The 17,574-nt window shown below is 58.4% G+C and carries 17 protein-coding genes and 1 tRNA gene; 13 read left to right on the top strand and 5 right to left on the bottom strand.

The genetic code is table 11. The features are described 5' to 3' along the window. The first annotated feature begins 131 nt into the window (after positions 1-131). Both AC06G8_RS16445 and AC06G8_RS16440 read left to right on the top strand, forming a co-directional pair. Positions 132-1,235, top strand: coding sequence for an MBL fold metallo-hydrolase (locus AC06G8_RS16445; protein ID WP_447664505.1), 1,104 nt, complete (start codon positions 132-134; stop codon positions 1,233-1,235). A 119-nt stretch (positions 1,236-1,354) separates the two neighbouring features. After that, positions 1,355-1,711 carry a cupin domain-containing protein gene (locus tag AC06G8_RS16440; protein WP_447664504.1) on the top strand — a complete coding sequence of 119 codons (357 nt, stop codon included), beginning with the start codon at positions 1,355-1,357 and terminating at the stop codon, positions 1,709-1,711. 97 nt (positions 1,712-1,808) lie between these two features. On the opposite strand, the gene AC06G8_RS16435 is transcribed toward AC06G8_RS16440, so the two are convergent. Then, positions 1,809-2,363: a phosphatidylglycerophosphatase A family protein gene (locus AC06G8_RS16435; protein WP_447664503.1), complete on the bottom strand. Its 555-nt coding sequence runs from the start codon at positions 2,361-2,363 to the stop codon at positions 1,809-1,811. Between the two features lie 137 nt (positions 2,364-2,500). Between AC06G8_RS16435 and AC06G8_RS16430 the strand changes: the two genes are divergently transcribed. From AC06G8_RS16430 to rdgB, 3 genes are all read left to right on the top strand, one after another. Beyond that, entirely contained in the window at positions 2,501-3,586 is a 1,086-nt protein-coding gene (locus tag AC06G8_RS16430) for a GerMN domain-containing protein (RefSeq protein WP_447664502.1), read from the top strand. Positions 3,587-3,755: 169 nt separating this feature from the next. Further along, positions 3,756-4,502: a ribonuclease PH gene (rph, locus tag AC06G8_RS16425; protein ID WP_447664501.1), complete on the top strand. Its 747-nt coding sequence runs from the start codon at positions 3,756-3,758 to the stop codon at positions 4,500-4,502. Further along, a complete protein-coding gene (rdgB, locus tag AC06G8_RS16420; protein WP_447664500.1) occupies positions 4,499-5,152 on the top strand; it encodes an RdgB/HAM1 family non-canonical purine NTP pyrophosphatase in 654 nt (217 codons plus the stop codon). Before rph ends, rdgB begins: the two co-directional genes overlap by 4 nt. A 666-nt stretch (positions 5,153-5,818) precedes the next feature. On the opposite strand, the gene asnB is transcribed toward rdgB, so the two are convergent. Then, a complete protein-coding gene (gene asnB, locus AC06G8_RS16415) occupies positions 5,819-7,663 on the bottom strand; it encodes an asparagine synthase (glutamine-hydrolyzing) (RefSeq protein ID WP_447664499.1) in 1,845 nt (614 codons plus the stop codon). 238 nt (positions 7,664-7,901) lie between these two features. Here asnB and AC06G8_RS16410 point away from each other — a divergent pair, with 238 nt between their 5' ends. Then, on the top strand, positions 7,902-8,249 hold the full coding sequence (locus tag AC06G8_RS16410; RefSeq protein WP_480283329.1) for a hypothetical protein: 348 nt from the start codon (positions 7,902-7,904) through the stop codon (positions 8,247-8,249). Next, positions 8,246-8,587 (top strand): hypothetical protein, encoded by a 342-nt coding sequence (locus tag AC06G8_RS16405; protein ID WP_447664497.1) that lies wholly within the window; start codon positions 8,246-8,248, stop codon positions 8,585-8,587. Before AC06G8_RS16410 ends, AC06G8_RS16405 begins: the two co-directional genes overlap by 4 nt. Before the next feature lie 138 nt (positions 8,588-8,725). On the opposite strand, the gene AC06G8_RS16400 is transcribed toward AC06G8_RS16405, so the two are convergent. After that, positions 8,726-9,640, bottom strand: a complete 915-nt coding sequence (locus tag AC06G8_RS16400) for a YihY/virulence factor BrkB family protein (RefSeq protein ID WP_447664496.1) — start codon at positions 9,638-9,640, stop codon at positions 8,726-8,728. Between the two features lie 266 nt (positions 9,641-9,906). Here AC06G8_RS16400 and AC06G8_RS16395 point away from each other — a divergent pair, with 266 nt between their 5' ends. Next, a complete protein-coding gene (locus AC06G8_RS16395) occupies positions 9,907-10,848 on the top strand; it encodes a sugar-binding transcriptional regulator (protein ID WP_447664495.1) in 942 nt (313 codons plus the stop codon). 98 nt (positions 10,849-10,946) lie between these two features. On the opposite strand, the gene AC06G8_RS16390 is transcribed toward AC06G8_RS16395, so the two are convergent. Together AC06G8_RS16390 and AC06G8_RS16385 are read right to left on the bottom strand one after the other, a co-directional pair. Continuing rightward, on the bottom strand, positions 10,947-11,372 hold the full coding sequence (locus AC06G8_RS16390) for an EamA family transporter (RefSeq protein WP_480283328.1): 426 nt from the start codon (positions 11,370-11,372) through the stop codon (positions 10,947-10,949). Between the two features lie 131 nt (positions 11,373-11,503). After that, positions 11,504-11,580, bottom strand: a tRNA-Arg gene (locus AC06G8_RS16385). Positions 11,581-11,768: 188 nt separating this feature from the next. Here AC06G8_RS16385 and AC06G8_RS16380 point away from each other — a divergent pair. The 5 genes from AC06G8_RS16380 (at position 11,769) to ispG (ending at position 17,512) form a co-directional block, all read left to right on the top strand. After that, positions 11,769-12,737, top strand: coding sequence for a hypothetical protein (locus AC06G8_RS16380; RefSeq protein WP_447664493.1), 969 nt, complete (start codon positions 11,769-11,771; stop codon positions 12,735-12,737). 99 nt (positions 12,738-12,836) lie between these two features. Continuing rightward, positions 12,837-14,138, top strand: a complete 1,302-nt coding sequence (gene tig / locus AC06G8_RS16375; RefSeq protein ID WP_447664492.1) for a trigger factor — start codon at positions 12,837-12,839, stop codon at positions 14,136-14,138. Between the two features lie 256 nt (positions 14,139-14,394). Then, on the top strand, positions 14,395-14,991 hold the full coding sequence (gene clpP / locus AC06G8_RS16370) for an ATP-dependent Clp endopeptidase proteolytic subunit ClpP (protein WP_447664491.1): 597 nt from the start codon (positions 14,395-14,397) through the stop codon (positions 14,989-14,991). A 24-nt stretch (positions 14,992-15,015) separates the two neighbouring features. Continuing rightward, complete coding sequence (gene clpX, locus AC06G8_RS16365) at positions 15,016-16,272, top strand: ATP-dependent protease ATP-binding subunit ClpX (protein ID WP_076354234.1); 1,257 nt, start codon at positions 15,016-15,018, stop codon at positions 16,270-16,272. Between the two features lie 130 nt (positions 16,273-16,402). Beyond that, a complete protein-coding gene (ispG, locus tag AC06G8_RS16360; RefSeq protein WP_480283327.1) occupies positions 16,403-17,512 on the top strand; it encodes a flavodoxin-dependent (E)-4-hydroxy-3-methylbut-2-enyl-diphosphate synthase in 1,110 nt (369 codons plus the stop codon). The last annotated feature ends 62 nt before the right edge of the window (positions 17,513-17,574 follow it).

Raw genomic sequence — 17,574 nt, 5'->3', positions numbered from 1 at the left:
ATGCTTTACAATGAGGGGACAACTAGGGCTCAAGGACAGACTCCTCCTGGCTGGAAAAGGCTTGGCCCGGCAAGCTAGGCGTCATCCAAGCCCGCCGGGGAGCGTCGAGCGAAGAAAGCGTGGTTGATAGCGTGAGTGGAACAGCAAAGGGAACACCTGATCAAGGCGGAGGGAGGCCGGGTCGGGAGGATGGAGGCAAGGCGGCTGCCGGAAATGCGGCGGAACACGGAGCGGAAAGCGGGGAGACGGTGGCGGAACGGCTTGAAAACGGCTGGTTCCGAGTGAAAATGCCGCTGCCCTATTCGCTGCGCTATGTGAACAGCTATCTCGTTCCGGAGACGGACGGCAGCTGGACGCTGATCGATCCGGGTCTCAATACGGCTGAATCCCGGGACATCTGGCTGCAGGAGCTGGAACGCCTCGGAATCCGCTTCCGCGGCATCGGCCGCATTCTGCTGACCCACCAGCATCCCGACCATTACGGCCTGGCTGGCTGGTTCCAGCAGCAAGCGGGCTGTCCGGTGCTGATGACGGCCGAGGCCGGCCGATATGCCCGCAGGCTGTGGGGAAGCGGCAGCGTCTTTGCCGCCGAATTGACCGGCTGGTTCCGTAATCATGGCATGCCGGAAGAGCTGCTGGTCCAGCTCGGCCCGCATCTGGCGTCTTTTCGCGAACGGGTGGAGCCGCAGCCTCGGCTCACGGATCTGGAACCGGGAAGCCGGCTGGATATGGGCGGGGAGAGCTGGGAGATCATCGACGCGCCGGGACATGCCGGCGGGGGAGTATGCCTGTACAGCCCGGCCAGCTTGACGATGATCGCCGGGGATCAGGTGCTGCCGCGCATTACGCCGAATATCAGCCTGATCCCGGGAACGCAGGAAGACCCCGATCCTCTTGGTTCCTACCTGAACAGTCTTCGAGAGCTGTCGGGCCTTGAGACGAAACAGGTGTTGCCGGGCCACCGCGACCCGTTCGCGGATGCCGGCCGCCGGGCCATGGAGATTATTGCCCATCACGAGCGGAGGCTGGAGCATCTGCGCGGATTGCTGGCGGAAGGACCGGCCAGCGCGTTCGACCTATGCGAGCGGGAATTCGGAAGACATCTTCGGCATAACATCCACAACCTGCGCTTCGCGATGTCCGAGACGCTCGCGCATCTGGCGTGGCTGGCCAAGCGCGGCGAAGCAGCCGTTTCCGGCCCGGGCGGCGGACCGTGGATGTATGCTTCAGCTTGAGCCGAGGACATCCGATAATGTAGAGGGATTAGGCGCCGCTCCGTGCCGCTCATCCAGGAAAGCGGAGGGCCGGCGGGAGTTTTGTGTCTGACATCGCATAGATACGAGGAGGAACGCGGATGAAATTTTATGCCCTGCCGGGAAAAGAACGGTCGGTCGATGCATACGGCAGCAAGGGAGCGATGTTTTCCGGCATTACGCGGCATGACGGCCGCATCCAGTTCAGCAGCTTCCGCATCGAGCCGGACGGAGTCGTCGGGCGTCACCCGGCGGCGGTCAGCCAGCTGTTCCTCGTCGTCGACGGGGAAGGATGGGTCAGCGGCCCGGACGGGCAGCATTACGCGATCCGCACCGGCCAGGCGGCTTTCTGGGAACGCGGCGAAAGCCATGAATCCGGTTCCCGGAGCGGAATGACCGTCCTGCTCGTCGAAGGAGAGGAATTAGTCATCGAGATGCAGGAGCTGGCCTCGCTGTAAGCGGTGGCGTTGGATCCGGCAGCAGACGGACAGGGTGCATGAAAAAAGAAGCTCTTCCCTATGGGGGCAAGAGCTTCTTTTTTATTTGGAGCGGCCATTACGCCAGAGGAACCTCATCTCTGTGCTCGTCACGGTCGATCTCGCGCTGGGCCTGCTTGCGGTGGGCGATCCGGCTCGCGGCGGAAGCCGCGATCGCGCCGACGATGTCATCGAGGAACGTATGGATCTGCCCGTCGTTCTTATCGTTCAGACGCACGAGAATGCCGGGCTTGAGCTTGTCGATGTAGCCGAAGTTAGTGAGGCCGATGCTGCCGTATACGTTCACGATGGAGAGGGCCAGAATCTCGTCGCAGCCGTAGAGCCCTTCGTCGTTGCCGATCATGTCCTGCAAGGGAGGGATCAGCTTGCCTTCCTCGGCCAGCACGTCGAGTTGAATGCCGGTCAGGATCGCGTTCTGCACTTCTCTTTTGGCCAGGACGGCATCCACGTTCTCCTCGCACTCCGCGAGGGACAGATCCGGATAGTAGTCCTTTTGCAGGAACAAGGCCAATTCGGCGATCTGGGTTTTATTGACGCCGCGCTTCTCCAGCCATACGGCGGTCGCTTCCGCCACCGCCTTGCTGTTGAGCGCATAAGTTCCGGGATCGGACATATCTCTGCCTCCTAACATCATTTTGAGCCAAGCTTGGTCTAAAAGGATGGTACAACCCATACACATAGTACTACAAAAAGAGCCAGCACCACCAGGCTGCGGCAAGCGGCCGGTTAACCCAAGGGAGGATATCGACAATGAAGAAACAGCGCTACAAATGGATTCGCCGGGCAGCTCTCACGGGCGCCCTTACCCTGCCGGTCGTCACGGCGGGCTGCGGCTGGTTCTCGCCGTCCGAGAGCAAGGACATCGATCCGCCGCAAGGAGTGACGGGATCTGTCCTTCCCGGCACGGACGCTGCCGTCACGGCTTCCTCGGACGGAGCGGCCACGGTCGCCGACCAGACGGCGGCGAACGGTCTGACCGTCTATCTCAAAGACAAAAACGGTTATTTGGCGCCTGTCACGATTCAGGCCAAGCTGGACAGCAAGCTGACGCCGGAGGCGCAGGCGCTGGAGCTGCTCGTGAGCGGAGGGCCTTACGCCAAGCTTCTGCCTGAAGGCTTCACGGGCGTGCTGCCCCAAGGGACTGAGATCCGCAACGTGCAGATAGACAAAAAGACAGGCGTTGCATCGGTTGATTTCTCCAAGCAATTTTACGACTACAACGAGCAGGAAGAGCGCAGCATCGTGGAAGCCGTCACCTGGACGCTTACCGGCATGGAAGGCGTAAGCGGCGTAAGCTTGTGGGAGGAAGGCGAAAAGCTTCAAGAGATGCCTGTAGGCGCCTTCCCGCTTGACCGTCCGCTGACGCGCACGGTCGGCATCAATCTTGAGGCCCAGGACGGAGTCGATTACAGCCTTTCGACGCCGGTGACGCTGTACTTCTCCGGCATTACGGATCAGGACGCCCAATATTATGTCCCGGTTACGCGCCTCGTTCCCCGCACGTCCAATAAGCTGGCATCGGCCATGAAGCAGCTGGCCGAAGGGCCGCTCGACGGAAGCAGCCTTACTCCTGTCTGGGTGCCGGACGTATCGGTCAAAACCCTTGAGCAGTCCAAGGGAACGGTCACGGTGGATCTCTCCGACGCACAGTACAAAAAAGGAGAAGCGGCGCCTTCCGAAATGCTGCAAGCCGTCGTCCTGTCGCTGACCGAAAACAGCGGCGCGGGCAAAGTCCAGATCAAGCTCAATGGCCAGTCCGACTTCAAGGACAGCCGCAATGTCTCTTATACCGAGCCGGTCAGCCGTCCGGAGCATCTGAACGCATTCAAATCGTAATAGGCGAGGGATGGAAAGCGATCATGACCATGCATGGCCAGGGAGCGGGAAATATGCCTGCTCCTTTTGGCGTTGGCAGGAGGGGCTTCCCGCCGGGATGATTTTCCTCTTCCCGTCTGCTACAATGAGGGCTATTGCCGGATACGGCTTGAAGGAGGATGTTGGATCAATGAGAACGGACGGAAGACAATTCGGGCAGCTTCGCCCCGTGACGATCACGACGGGCGTCAATAAATATGCGGAGGGTTCCGTGCTGATCGAAGCGGGAGACACCAAGGTGCTTGTCACGGCAACTGTGGACGAGCGTGTCCCTTCTTTCATGAAAGGGCAGGGCAAAGGCTGGGTTACAGCCGAGTATTCCATGCTGCCCCGCTCGACGCATACCCGCAACCAGCGCGAATCCCAGCGCGGAAAAGTAGGAGGCCGCACGATGGAGATCCAGCGGCTGATCGGCCGCGCGCTCCGTTCGGTCGTCAACCTGCAGGCGCTGGGAGAGCGGACGATTACGCTTGACTGCGACGTGCTCCAGGCTGACGGAGGAACCCGCACGGCTTCGATCACCGGCAGCTTCGTAGCGCTGGCGCTTGCGGTGGACAAGCTGGCCCGCACATCGTCTTTCTCCGTCTATCCGCTCACGGACTACCTTGCGTCCACGAGCGTCGGCGTCATAGCCGACCAGCCGCGGCTCGACCTCAACTACGAGGAGGATTCCAAAGCCAAAGTCGACATGAACGTCGTCATGACCGGAGCCGGCAAGTTCGTGGAACTGCAAGGCACAGGGGAAGAGGAGCCATTCTCGCGCGAGGAGCTGGACGCTCTTCTCGTACTGGGAGAATCTGGAATCCGGGAACTGATTGAAATTCAGAAGCAGGCGCTCGGAGAGGCCGGAGTCCGGATCGGCACGGTCCAGGCATGAGCAGGCTTCTCGGAGGCTCCGGCCTCGTCGTCGTCGCAACCGGCAATCCGGGCAAGGTCAAGGAATTCGCTCATGCCTTCGCTTCGCTGGGCCTTGAAGTCCGGAGCTTGAAAGACTATGAAGGAATGCCTGAAATCGTCGAGGACGGCGACAGCTTCGCAGCGAACGCCCGCATCAAGGCAGGCCAGATCGGGCGTCTGCTCGGCATCCCGGTGCTGGCGGATGATTCCGGCCTATGCGTGGATGCGCTCGGCGGAGCGCCTGGCATCTACTCGGCGCGGTACGCGGGACCGGGCGCGGCGGATGCGGACAACAACGCCAAGCTGCTGGCAGAGCTTGCTTCGGCAGGGGCTGATGTTCCGGGCGATGAGATGCTTCGTCCCGAAGGCGCCCGTCTGTTAAGCGCCGCGCGCTTCAAATGCGCTCTGGCCCTCTACGTTCCTTCCGAAGACCGCTTCATCGAAAGCGAGGGAGCGATGGAAGGTTATGTCATCGACAGCCCCCGCGGCTCAGGCGGTTTCGGCTACGACCCGCTGCTTTGGGTTCCGGCCCTTCGCCGTACGGCGGCAGAGCTGAGCATGGAGGAGAAGCAGGCCGCCAGCCATCGCGGCGCCGCCTTGCGCTCGCTGCTGGAAAAGCTTCAGGGCTGATTTCGTCGGTTTCGGCGGGAGTCTTGTAGCGGTCTCAGCAGCCGTTATTCGCAGCGGTATCAAGCAACGAGTACAGTGCCGGACCTGCGAGTTGCTGTTCGAGGTTAAAGCGAGTAGGCGGGTTAGTTATAGAGGACGCAGGAACCGCTGTTCAAGGTGACACCGCGCAGCCGGTTCGATACTTTGATGTATGAGCGTTGTTCGATCCCATAATTGACCAGCTGGTTTGATACCGGACATACGATCCGTTATTTGAGCATATTTGTGCAGCCGCGTAAATTATCGGACATACGATCCGTTATTTGTGAACAAATAGCGGGATACTGATATTGACGCTTCGAATAGCGGAACTGATGTCCGTTAAAAAAATTGGAATGTTAATTTCGGGACAAATAACGGACCTGATGTCCGTTAAAAAAATTGGAATGTTAATTTCGGGACAAATAACGGACCTGATGTCCGTTAAAAAATTGGAATGTCAGTTTCGGTGAAAATAACGACCTGATGTCCGTTAAAAAATTGGAATGTTATTTTAACCCCTTCCAAAGGGTTCGTTCCGAATTGCATCGTCGCAAACGGAACCGCCTTCTGCCGCTTTGCGCCTATCCCTCGAAAAAACAAAGCCGCCGCAGCATCGCTTTTCACGCGATGCCGCGGCGGCTTTTGTTATCGGATCGACACCTTGTATTCCTTCAGCCAGCGGTTGACCTGGTAGAGATAGGCGAACAGCTGGGGGCCGGACATGAGCTGGCCGAACCAGGGGATATTGGAGCTGGCGGCGTCCGAGCCCGCGATCTCGCGGACTTTGGCCGTGTCGATGAGAGGGAGGATCGGAGAGGACGGATCGTCGAGCACATCCAGCAGCTTGGAGCGCACCGCGTTCAGGTAGGCCGGATTGTGGGTTTTCGGGTAAGGGCTCTTCTTGCGGAAAAGCACGTCCTCGGGCAGGACGCCGCGAAGCGATTGACGCAGAATGCCCTTCTCGCGATCGCCGGAGGTTTTGATCTCCCATGGAATGTTGAACACGTAATCGATGAGGCGATGGTCGCAGAACGGAACCCGGACCTCGAGCCCGGCGCCCATGCTCATCCGGTCCTTCCGGTCGAGAAGCGTCGGCATGAAGCGGGTGATGTTGAGGTAGGACATCGTCCGCATCTTGCGCTGCTTCTCCGTTTCGCCTTTCAGATGGGGAACGGCCGCAACCGCTTCGGAATACCGGTCGCCGATGTATTCCAGCGGGCGGATCCATTCGCGCATCTCCGGCGAGAGCAGCCCGGCCCTCATCTCCGAGGCCAGCGCCCAAGGGAACGTAGAGGCATTCAGCGACTCCTCGCGGTGGAACCATGGATAGCCGCCGAACACTTCATCCGCCGCCTCACCCGAGATGGCTACGGTAACGTCCTTCTTGATTTCCCGGCAGAACAGCAGCAGCGAAGCATCGACATCCGCCATGCCGGGGAGGTCGCGCGCGGTCAGCGCGTCATCCAGAGCGGCGACAAGATCCGGCGTGTCGAAATAGACGTCGTGATGCTCGGTGCCGAGATAATCCTTCATTCTCTGAATCCAGGGGGCATCGGAGTTGGGCTGGAACGCATGGGATTTGAAATGCTTGTCGTTGTCGACATAGTCGACCGAGAACGTATGCAGCTGCGAGTCTCCGGTGCGGTTCAGGAAGTTCACGGCGAGAGAAGTCAGGGCGCTGGAATCAAGGCCGCCCGACAGCAGCGTGCCGATCGGCACGTCGGAGGCGAGCTGGCGCTCCAGCGTATCGCGCAGCAGCTCGCCGACATGTGCGGCAGTCTGCTCGACGCTGTGCTCATGCTCGTAGCTTCGAAGCTCCCAATAAGTATGGGTACGGACGCCGCTGCGGTCGACGGTCATGCATTTCCCCGGGAGCAGCTCGGTGAGCTGGCTGTAGACGCCGACTCCGGGAGTCCGGGCCGGACCGACGATGAACAGCTCGGCGATTCCTTGGGCGCCGACCTCGGGCTTCACGGCCGGATGGGCGAGCAGCGCTTTCGGCTCCGAGCCGAAGATGAACTGGCCGCCAGCCTGGCTGATGAACAGAGGCTTGACTCCTACCCGGTCGCGGGCGAGGAACAGCTTTTCCTCCTTGGCATCCCAAATGGCGAAGGCGAAGATGCCGTTGAATTTCTCTACGGAAGCGGGTCCCCACTCCATATAAGAGGCCAGCAGCACTTCGGTATCGCAGGTCGTCGAGAAGACGCGCCCTCTGGATTCCAGTTCCCTTTTCAGCTCCGGCGCGTTGTACAGCTCCCCGTTGTAAACGATGACGTACTTGCCGTCATCCTGATTGCGAATCATGGGCTGTGCGCCCTTCTCGGGATCCATGACCGCCAGCCTGCGATGCCCGAGCGCGCAAGGTCCCGAGATCCAGGTGCCCGAAGCGTCGGGTCCTCGTAGGGCAAGCGTCGTCGTCATCCGCTCCAGGTCGTCGCTGTGCAGCGTCAGGTCGCGATTCCAATCGATCCATCCGGTGAATCCGCACATGGGTTATTCATTCCTCTCTTGTTGTAAAAGGTCGGGCAAAAAAAGCGGAAACCAAGAGATCATCCGCCTGCTGTCGTTTGCGGCGTCCGTACTTCGTCCGCCTGTTCTCCCCGAATCGATGCTTGCGGCATGAAACGACGTACTACCATGAATATGCGGAATTCAGGCATAACATGTCTGTCCGCAGGGAGACACTACTAAGGAATTTGACGGTTAAAGGAAGGAGCTGTCGACATCTGTGAATGTCTATGAAGAAGAAGGGCAGCGAAAGACCTACTATGTCTCCGTCGGAGCCGGCCAGGTTTTGGAGGATGAGGAGGCGGCCGCCTATGAGCTGGAGATCATCGCCAGCGAGCATGAGCGCGACGGGCTGAAGGCGCTGTTCGCGGAGCTCTCGAGCATGGATGAGGCGGAATTGGCCCATTTCCACAGCAGCCCCTTCGGCTCCGCCAGCCTGGAGGAAATGAACCGGGGCTACGAAGGGCTCAACAAGCAGATCTACACCTTGATCTACCGGCTCGGCACCGAGAGGACGCGGAAGCATATCGAATCCATGAACATGGAGATCGGGGGACTCGAGGGGTGAATGTGATCGAAGCCAAGGTCGTCCGTTCCGTCGACAAGGAAGGAATTCCATGCGGAGAGGTGCAGGTGAGCACGGACGATCCGCAGTGCGAGCAGGTACTGGCATATTTCAGCCTTTCCAGGGACGAGGACTACGACCTCGTCTCCATCGTTCGCAGCGACGCGGACCTGCTGACAGACTGGTTCGACAACAGCATGCATACCGCCTTTGAAGAGATCACGATGCAATGGTTCGAAAATGAAAACGGAAAGACCGATTGGGGCCGCCGCGAAACGTTCAAGCAGCAAGTTCTGAGCAGCGGCCAAGTACGCTCCGAGCTCGGCAGGCTGCTCGGCTGAATGCAACGCAGGCAGGACAACAAGAAGGGACTGTCCCGGAAGTCATTTCATGACTTGGGGGCAGTCCCTTTCTGTTTTTTGGATATGTCAAACAACGATGTTCATATTTCCAAACAAGCAGAGGATTTGCCGGAGCCCTTACATCGGAATCCGCTTGTCTTTCCCGTTCTTGCGGGTGAAGGGCAGATGCAGGCCGAACGTTTTCTGCGGTTTTTTCTGGATGCCGTCCTGGCCGAACTTCAAGGCCGCGTTGATCTCGCCGCCGAGAATGATGATGATGGAGCTCAGGTACAGCCAGGTAAGAAGGACGATGACCCCGCCCAGGCTGCCGTACGTTTTGCTGTAGTTGCCGAACTGGTTGACGTAGATCGAGAACAGAAGCGAGGTTGCGATCCATCCGATCGTCGCGAAGATTGCGCCCGGCAGAACTTCGCGGAAGCAGAGCCGGCGGTTGGGCGTAATCCAGTACAGCAGGGTGAACACCATGATCATCGCGGCGAACGGGACGAGGTAGCTGACGATATTCCAGATCGGTTCGAACCCGCTCGGATAGTCGAGCAGCTGGAACAGGTATTCGCCGATCGTCTTTCCGAAGACGAGCATGAGCATGACGAGAATGATGACGACGGCGAGCACGACGGTGGCGATGATCGAGATGCCCCGGACTTTCCAGAAGGGGCGGTCCTCCTCTTCGTCATAGGCTTTGTTGAGCCCTTTGATGACGGCATTGATGCCGTTCGAAGCCGCCCAGATGGTCGCGATCATCCCGATCGAGAGCAAAGCTCCGTTGCGGTTGCCCGACACTTCATGGATGATGTCCCGGACGGTATTGCTCCCGTCCTCCGGCATGAGCCGCAGCAATTGTTCGATCACATCGTCTCCGGACATGTCAATGAAGCTGACGATGCTGACGATGAAGATCAAGAAAGGGAAGAAGGCCAGCAGCAGATAATAAGTAAGCTGGGCGCCCATCGCAGGCACTTCGTCATCCTGGAAGCGGCTGATCATATTCTTGACGAAGTCCTTTAGATTGAATCTCTGTTTCATCGGCATAACAGGCCCCTCCGTTTTCGGTCTGTAAAATAGATACGGCACAAGCCTGCGTTCTATGTCCGCCGGGCCGACGTCCTTTGCCTGGACAAGAGCCGGCGGCGCTTGGCCTGCGCATTTGCATGTCTTTACCCCGGCGAGGGCAAGCAAAAACGATGGAACGGCACATTTCGATGCGCGGCCGTTCCGCCAATCTTTCATTGCTTTTAACCGCTAAAGGATTCTATAATGGACAAAATGAAGAGCGGGCGCGAATACGGAGTGGTTCTATGTCGGAGAAAATAGAAAAAATGGTGGAAGCCGCGAGGCTGTATTATCAAATGGACTACAGCCAGCAGGATATCGCGCGGTTGCTCGGCGTATCCCGGCCGACGGTATCGAGGTTCCTGCAGCAGGCCAAGACGGAGGGCATCGTCCAGATCACGATTCACGATCCGCAGGAGAACCATGACCGGATCTGCCGGCGGCTCGAGGAGCAATTCGGGCTGAGCCGGGTCATTGTCGTCTCGACCCCGTCCCATGACGATGCCGTAGTGAAGAAATATATCGGCGAAGCGGCCGCGGCCCATCTCTACGAGATCGTCAAGGCCGGGGACACGATCGCCGTGACATGGGGAACGACGCTGTACGAGGTCGCCCAGCGGCTGCCCATGAAGAGCGTCAAGGATGTCCGCGTCGTCCAGCTGAACGGCGGGCTCAGTTATTCCGAGACGAATACATACGCATCCGAGATTGTTCATTTATTCGGCGGGGCTTTCAATACGCCTCCGCATCTGCTGCCGCTTCCGGCCATAGTCGACGAGCCTGTCGTCCGCCGGGCGATTGAAGCGGACCGTCATATATCCAAGATTCTGGAGATCGGCAGGGAGGCCAACATCGCCGTGTTCACCGTGGGCGTGCCGACCGTCGATTCCGTGCTGGTCCAAGCCCAGTACTTGCGGCCGGAGGAGCTGGAGACCGTGCATCGGGCAGGCAAGGGGGATATTTGCTCCCGATTCATCGACATCGACGGGGACATCTGCGACGAGGAGCTGGATGCGCGCACGATCGGCATCCGCCTCGAAGAGCTCCGATCCAAGGAGCATTCCATTCTCGTTGCGGGAGGCGTCAAAAAAGTCGAGGCGATGTATGCGGCTATGCGGGGGGGATATCCGAACACGGTGGTGACGGATTCCTTTACCGCCAGGCAGCTGCTCGAAATAATCGGCTGAGGCCGCCTCTATTCCGGTCCGGAGGCAGGCGGAATTCCGTCAGGCTGCATCACGTCTTTCCGAAACGGAAGATTCCGGTGCAGTTTTTTCGGTTTTTTCTATTTGAGCGAAGTCAAAATCGCCCCTGCCGCAATCAGGACGACTCCGACACCGTTCCAGAGCGTGAGCTTCTCTCCGAGAAACAGAACGGCGATGACGATCGCGAGCACGACGCTCAGCTTGTCGACGGGACCGACCTGCGCGACTTTGCCGACCTTCAAGGCGAGGAAGTAGAACAGCCAGGATACAGCGCCGGCCGTTCCGCTGAGGGCGATGAAGCCGAGCGAGCGCTTGTGGGCGACGATCTCGGCCATCTGGCCGAATTTGCCCTGCACAGCGACGACAGCCAGCAGGAACAGGGCCATGATGACCGCGCGCATGGCCGTGGCGCTGTTCGCGTCCATATCTTGGAGTCCGATCTTGCCGAATATGGAGACAAGGGCGGCTGCTGCCGCGGAGAGCAGGGCGAGCGGGAGCCAGAGCATGGGCGTGCACCTCCAGGGTTGCCTAATTTGGCCGGCATATATCTCTAGTGTGCGTGGGGAAGGATAAACCATGCGCGGAGCAAAGAAAAAAGCCCCTTCACGAGGAAGGGGCTTGTGTCGAATCATGAAAATGGCGTCCCGGAAGGGATTCGAACCCCCGACCGTGCGCTTAGAAGGCGCATGCTCTATCCGACTGAGCTACCGGGACAACTGGGAAGCCGGACAGCTGATGCTGCGGACCTCGAAAAATGATACTTCCTGATACTACAGGAATAACTTGCATAAATCAAGCTTTTTGCGAACTGTTTTTTCAACCGGTTTCACGGAGGCGTCCAGCGGCCTTCCGAAGGCTTGCAGCAGGCCTGAAGTTCTCCTTTTGAGGATGGCATGTTATAATTGACGCGTAATTTGGTGAATAATTGGCGTCATAGACAACAAGGCGGTGGTACCATTACGACTTCCAACGATTTTCCCCGCGAGGAGAAAGAACATAATGTCTATCTGCTGCCCGGGACGCTCGATCACTATCAGGAGCAGCTGACGCGGATGCTCGAAGCCGAGCAGTACGGAGAGGCCAAGAGGCTGCTCCAGTTTCTGCTGCAGACGCGCGGCGAGCAGCGCAACTACGAGGAATGGGAAAATCTTCTGGCCTGGCTGGAAGCGGCCTTTCCCGATACGGGGGACAGGGAGGAGGAGGATCCCGACGAGGATGAGCTTCGCCAGGCCGCGCTGTCGGGCGGGGAACAGGATGAATCGTACGTGCAGCAGGTTCTTTATATCATGAAGAACCACCCGATGCTCGACCAGCAGCTGCTCGCGCTCGAGAGGGCGGCGCACTTGCGAAGCCCCGAGGTCGACGACTCGATTCTCGGCTGGCTGGAGGAAGAGAAGCTTCATCCCGTCGTCCAGTACAAGGCTCTGCAGTGCTTGAAGCGCAGGGGCGTGGCCGGTACCGTCCGGCTGGAGCGTCTCGGCGAGCGGGTCGAGCTGGAGATCGAGCGCACCCCGCTCGCTCTGGAAGACTACCCTGTCCCGGTGCGGCGCATCGTGGAGAGGGTGGAGGGCGTCGCCGAGACGGCGGATCCGACGCTTCCGCATTTTGCCCGCGAGCTGTGGAAGGAATGCCTGCAGTACCTTTACGGCAGCTCGGCTTACGAGCGCATGCTGAGCGAGGAAGAAGCCGTGGTCGACAGCCATGCGGCGGCGCTTCACCTCACCCTTCTGCTGGCTGTGTACGGGTCGGCGGATGAAGACGAGATCAGGCATACATACGGCATTACCGGAGAGCTCCGATTCCGTTACGAGCAGGCTTGCCGCTCCCTGCGCCAAATAACGGATTTGCAGGAAGGATACGGCGAACGCTGACTTCTCTTGTAATCGATGGGCGGATTCATTATAATGGAGTGGTTTATTACACGTGTATATTCGGCGCAAGGCGCCTATTTTTTGGAGGGGACAGCATAAATGGCAGCTACTTGGGAGAAAATAGAAACGAACGTCGTCTCGATCGACGTTGAAGTCGGAGCGGAGCAAGTCAAGGACGCGCTCGACCAGGCATTCAAGAAAGTCGTAGGCCGCGTGAACGTTCCGGGCTTCCGCAAAGGCAAAGTACCGCGGGGCATGTTCGAATCCCGCTTCGGCGTGGAGAGCCTCTACCAGGACGCGATCGACATCCTGCTTCCGACGGCATATGAGGATGCACTCAAGGAAACGGGCGTAGAGCCGGTTGACCGTCCGGAGATCGACATCGAGCAGTTCGCCAAGGGCGAATCCTTCAAGTTCAAGGCAAAAGTGACTGTCAAGCCTGAAGTGAAGCTTGGCGATTACAAAGGCGTCGAAGTCGCGGCGGCTGATGCCGAAGTAACCGAAGAAGAGCTGAGCGCGGAGCTGGATCGCCTCCAGCAGCGCCATGCCGAGCTGGTTGTCGTTGAAGAAGGCGCTTCCGAGAACGGCGACGTTACCGTCATCGATTTCGAAGGCTTCGTCGACGGGGAAGCTTTCGAAGGCGGACAAGCCGAGCGTTACACGCTTGAGCTGGGCTCCAACTCCTTCATTCCGGGCTTTGAGGAGCAAGTCGTCGGCATGGCGACGGGAGACTTCAAGGACGTTGAAGTGACTTTCCCTGAGGAATACCATGCAGAGAACCTGGCCGGCAAGCCTGCCGTATTCAAGGTCAAGCTGCACGAAATCAAGCGCAAGAACCTGCCAGCCCTGGACGACGAGTTCGCCAAGGATGTGAGCGAGTTCGATACGCTTGACGAGTTCAAGCAGGATCTGGCCTCCAAGCTCAAGGAGCGCAAGCAGCAAGAGAGCGAGCAAGCCCGCGAGAACGCTCTCGTCGACAAGGTTGCCGAGGCTGCCGAAGTTGAAATTCCGGAAGCGATGATCAACAGCGAAGTGGACTTCCTGCTCCGCGACTTCGAGAACCGCATCCGCCAGCAAGGCCTCAACATGGACCTGTACTACCAGTTCTCCGGCCAGGATGAAGCCGCTCTGCGCGAGCAGATGCGCGCCGATGCCCAGAAGCGCGTCCTGAACAACCTTGTTCTGGATGCCATCGCGAAGCAAGAGAACATCGAGATCTCCGAGGACGAAGTCGGCGAAGAGCTCGAGAACCTGTCCAAAATGCACAACCGTCCGGCAGCCGAGCTGCGCGAGATCTTCGAGCGCAACGGCAACCTCGACAACATGAAGGAAGACCTGAAGCTTCGCAAGACGATCAAGTTCCTTCTTGACAACAGCAAAGTCGCAACCGAAGTCGCTTAATATTCCTGCGGCAGAGGATGCATCCTGTAAGGCACGTCATTCGCACGTGCCTTATTTTTACCACATAAGCTTTAGGGTTGACTGCCTCGGCATGGATTGCGCTGCCGAAGGAATGGGGGAGTTCCCCCATACATAAGATTCAACACAGCCGGAACTTGCGCGTTCCCCGGCCCTGCCTGCAAAAATGACAGGGGATGTCCGAACGTGATAAAATGGTCGTGTATCTGAATTCCACAATGGAAAGTAGGTTGGTCGCATGAATTTGGTCCCTATCGTAGTCGAACAGACAAACCGCGGTGAACGGTCTTACGATATCTATTCCCGTCTCCTCAAGGACAGGATTATCTTTCTTGGCAGCGCCATCGACGATGACGTCGCCAATTCCATCATCGCCCAGCTGCTCTTCCTTGCGGCTGACGATCCGGAGAAGGATATCCACCTGTACATCAACTCGCCCGGCGGTTCGGTCACGGCCGGCATGGGTATTTATGATACAATGCAATTCATCAAGCCGGACGTATCCACAATCTGCGTAGGCATGGCCGCCAGCATGGGGTCCCTGCTGCTGACCGCAGGAGCCAAGGGCAAGCGCTTCTCGCTTCCCAACAGCGAGGTCATGATCCATCAGCCGCTGGGCGGCGTTCGAGGCCAGGCCTCGGACATCAAGATCCATGCGGATTGGATTCTCAAGACCAAGCAGAAGCTGAACCAGATCTATGTCGACCGCACAGGACAGCCTTACGAGAAAATCGACCGCGACACCGACCGCGACAACTTCATGAGCGCGGACGAAGCTCAGGCATACGGTCTGATCGACAAGGTTATTACTGTTCCGGAAGCCGCAGTTCTGTAACATCTTCCTCCAAGGGGTGATCAAGTGTTTAAATTCAACGAAGAAAAGGGCCAGCTCAAATGCTCGTTCTGCGGCAAGTCCCAGGATCAAGTACGCAAGCTGGTAGCCGGTCCCGGCGTTTATATATGCGATGAATGCATCGAGCTGTGCACCGAGATCGTCGAAGAAGAGCTCGGCCACGAAGAAGAGCTCGATCTGAAGGATATTCCGAAGCCGAAGGATATCCGCGCCATTCTGGACTCCTATGTCATCGGCCAGGAAGCAGCGAAGAAATCGCTGTCCGTAGCGGTATACAACCACTACAAGCGCGTCAATTCGCAGAACAAGCTGGAAGACGTGGAGCTGCAGAAGAGCAACATCATGCTCGTCGGCCCTACAGGTTCCGGCAAGACGCTTCTGGCGCAGACGATGGCCAAGATTCTCAACGTTCCGTTCGCCATTGCCGACGCGACTTCCCTCACGGAAGCCGGCTATGTGGGCGAGGATGTCGAGAACATCCTTCTCAAGCTTATTCAAGCCGCCGATTACGACGTCGAGAAGGCCGAGCGCGGCATCATCTACATCGACGAAATCGATAAAGTGGCCCGCAAGTCCGAGAATCCATCCATTACGCGCGACGTGTCCGGCGAAGGCGTGCAGCAGGCGCTGCTCAAAATCCTCGAAGGCACCGTGGCATCCGTTCCTCCACAGGGCGGGCGCAAGCATCCGCATCAGGAATTCATCCAGATCGATACGACGAATATCCTGTTCATCTGCGGCGGCGCGTTCGACGGCCTGGAGCAGATCATCAAGCGCCGCATCGGCAAGAAAGTGATCGGCTTCAGCACCGGCGCGGACGGCACCAAAGACATGAAAGCCGGGGAATACCTTTCCCTCGTGCTGCCGGAAGACCTGCTGAAATTCGGCTTGATTCCGGAGTTCGTCGGCCGGCTTCCGGTCATCTCGACTTTGGAGCCGCTTGACGAGCCGGCTCTCGTGCGCATCCTGTCCGAACCGAAGAACGCTCTCGTGAAGCAGTACCAGAAGCTTCTGGAGATGGACAATGTGAAGCTCGAGTTCGATGCAGGCGCCCTGGACGCCATCGCGAAGGAAGCGATCAAGCGCAACACTGGCGCGCGCGGTCTCCGCGCCATCATCGAAGGCATCATGCTGGAGATCATGTACGAAGCTCCTTCACGCGAGGAGATGAGCACCTGCGTCATTACGGAGAAGGTTGTCCAAGACCGGGTCATTCCGGAGCTGACCGCCAAAAAAGGCAAGAAAAAAGAAGAAAGCGCCTGAGTTGAAGGGACGCAGCATCCTTCGATGACGGGCTTCAAGCCTTGACTCTCGTCATCGTTCCACCCTGCCGGACCTTTTTTTCAGCGGTCCTCGCAGGGTGGACTTTGGCGTTTCATAGGGAGAGATCATAATGTATTCTCGCAAAGACACCGTGCCCGTCCGAGTAGGGGATCTGACGATCGGGGGCAGCAACGAAGTCATCATCCAGAGCATGTGCACGACCAAGACTGCGGATGTGGAAGCGACGGTAGCGGAGATTCTCCGTCTGGAGGAAGCCGGCTGCCAGGTCGTCCGGGTTACGGTCAACAACAAGGAAGCGGCGGAAGCGATCAAGGAGATCAAGAGCCGCATCCATATTCCGCTCGTCGCTGATATTCACTTCGATTATCGGCTTGCCTTGCTGGCGATCGAGAACGGGGTGGACAAGGTCCGCATCAATCCCGGCAACATCGGCCGCCGCGAGAAAGTCGAAGCCGTCGTCAAAGCCTGCAAGGACAAAGGCATTCCGATTCGGATCGGTGTCAACGCAGGCTCCCTGGAAAACCATCTGCTGGAGAAGTACGGCTATCCGACTCCCGAAGCGATGGTAGAGAGCGCGCTCTTCCATATCGGTATTTTGGAAGAACTCGATTTCCATGACATCATCGTGTCGCTCAAGGCATCCGACGTGCCGATGGCGATCGCGGCCTACAGCATGGCGGCCGAGAAGATCAAGTATCCGCTCCATCTGGGCATTACCGAAGCGGGCACGCTCCATTCCGGCACGATCAAGAGCTCGGCCGGCATCGGCGCCCTGCTCGCGCTCGGCATCGGCAACACCGTGCGCATCTCGCTTAGCGCGGACCCGGTCGAAGAGGTCAAGGTCGCGCGCGAGCTGCTGAAGACATTCGGACTGATCACCAATGCGGCGACGCTCATCTCCTGTCCGACTTGCGGCAGGCTCGATATCGACTTGTTCTCCATCGCCAATGAAGTGGAGGAGTACATCTCCAAGGTCAAGGTTCCGATCAAGGTGTCGGTCCTCGGCTGCGCCGTCAACGGTCCCGGCGAAGCCCGCGAAGCCGATATCGGCATCGCCGGCGCACGCGGGGAAGGCATGTTGTTCCGGTATGGAGAGATGATCCGCAAAGTTCCCGAGCAGGAGCTGCTCTCGGAGCTCAAGAAGGAAATCGACGAAATCGTCCGCGTGTTCGAGGCGACGGGAGAAATTCCGGGACGCAAGGAGCATCTGCCTGCGTAAGCTGCACGTAAAGACGGTCATGACCGGCCAGCCCTAGCGCTGCCGGTCTTTTTCATGACCAG

The sequence above is a fragment of the Paenibacillus sp. SJS-P3 genome (assembly GCF_056711585.1).
This window is presented reverse-complemented; position numbering and strand designations above follow the sequence as displayed.

Coding starts and splice junctions, on each gene's coding strand:
- AC06G8_RS16440 (WP_447664504.1), top strand. CDS start 1,355: ATGAAATTTTATGCCCTGCCGGGAAAAGAACGGTCGGTCGATGCATAC.
- AC06G8_RS16435 (WP_447664503.1), bottom strand. CDS start 2,363: ATGTCCGATCCCGGAACTTATGCGCTCAACAGCAAGGCGGTGGCGGAA.
- AC06G8_RS16430 (WP_447664502.1), top strand. CDS start 2,501: ATGAAGAAACAGCGCTACAAATGGATTCGCCGGGCAGCTCTCACGGGC.
- rph (WP_447664501.1), top strand. CDS start 3,756: ATGAGAACGGACGGAAGACAATTCGGGCAGCTTCGCCCCGTGACGATC.
- rdgB (WP_447664500.1), top strand. CDS start 4,499: ATGAGCAGGCTTCTCGGAGGCTCCGGCCTCGTCGTCGTCGCAACCGGC.
- asnB (WP_447664499.1), bottom strand. CDS start 7,663: ATGTGCGGATTCACCGGATGGATCGATTGGAATCGCGACCTGACGCTG.
- AC06G8_RS16400 (WP_447664496.1), bottom strand. CDS start 9,640: ATGCCGATGAAACAGAGATTCAATCTAAAGGACTTCGTCAAGAATATG.
- AC06G8_RS16395 (WP_447664495.1), top strand. CDS start 9,907: ATGTCGGAGAAAATAGAAAAAATGGTGGAAGCCGCGAGGCTGTATTAT.
- AC06G8_RS16390 (WP_480283328.1), bottom strand. CDS start 11,372: ATGCTCTGGCTCCCGCTCGCCCTGCTCTCCGCGGCAGCAGCCGCCCTT.
- tig (WP_447664492.1), top strand. CDS start 12,837: ATGGCAGCTACTTGGGAGAAAATAGAAACGAACGTCGTCTCGATCGAC.
- clpP (WP_447664491.1), top strand. CDS start 14,395: ATGAATTTGGTCCCTATCGTAGTCGAACAGACAAACCGCGGTGAACGG.
- ispG (WP_480283327.1), top strand. CDS start 16,403: ATGTATTCTCGCAAAGACACCGTGCCCGTCCGAGTAGGGGATCTGACG.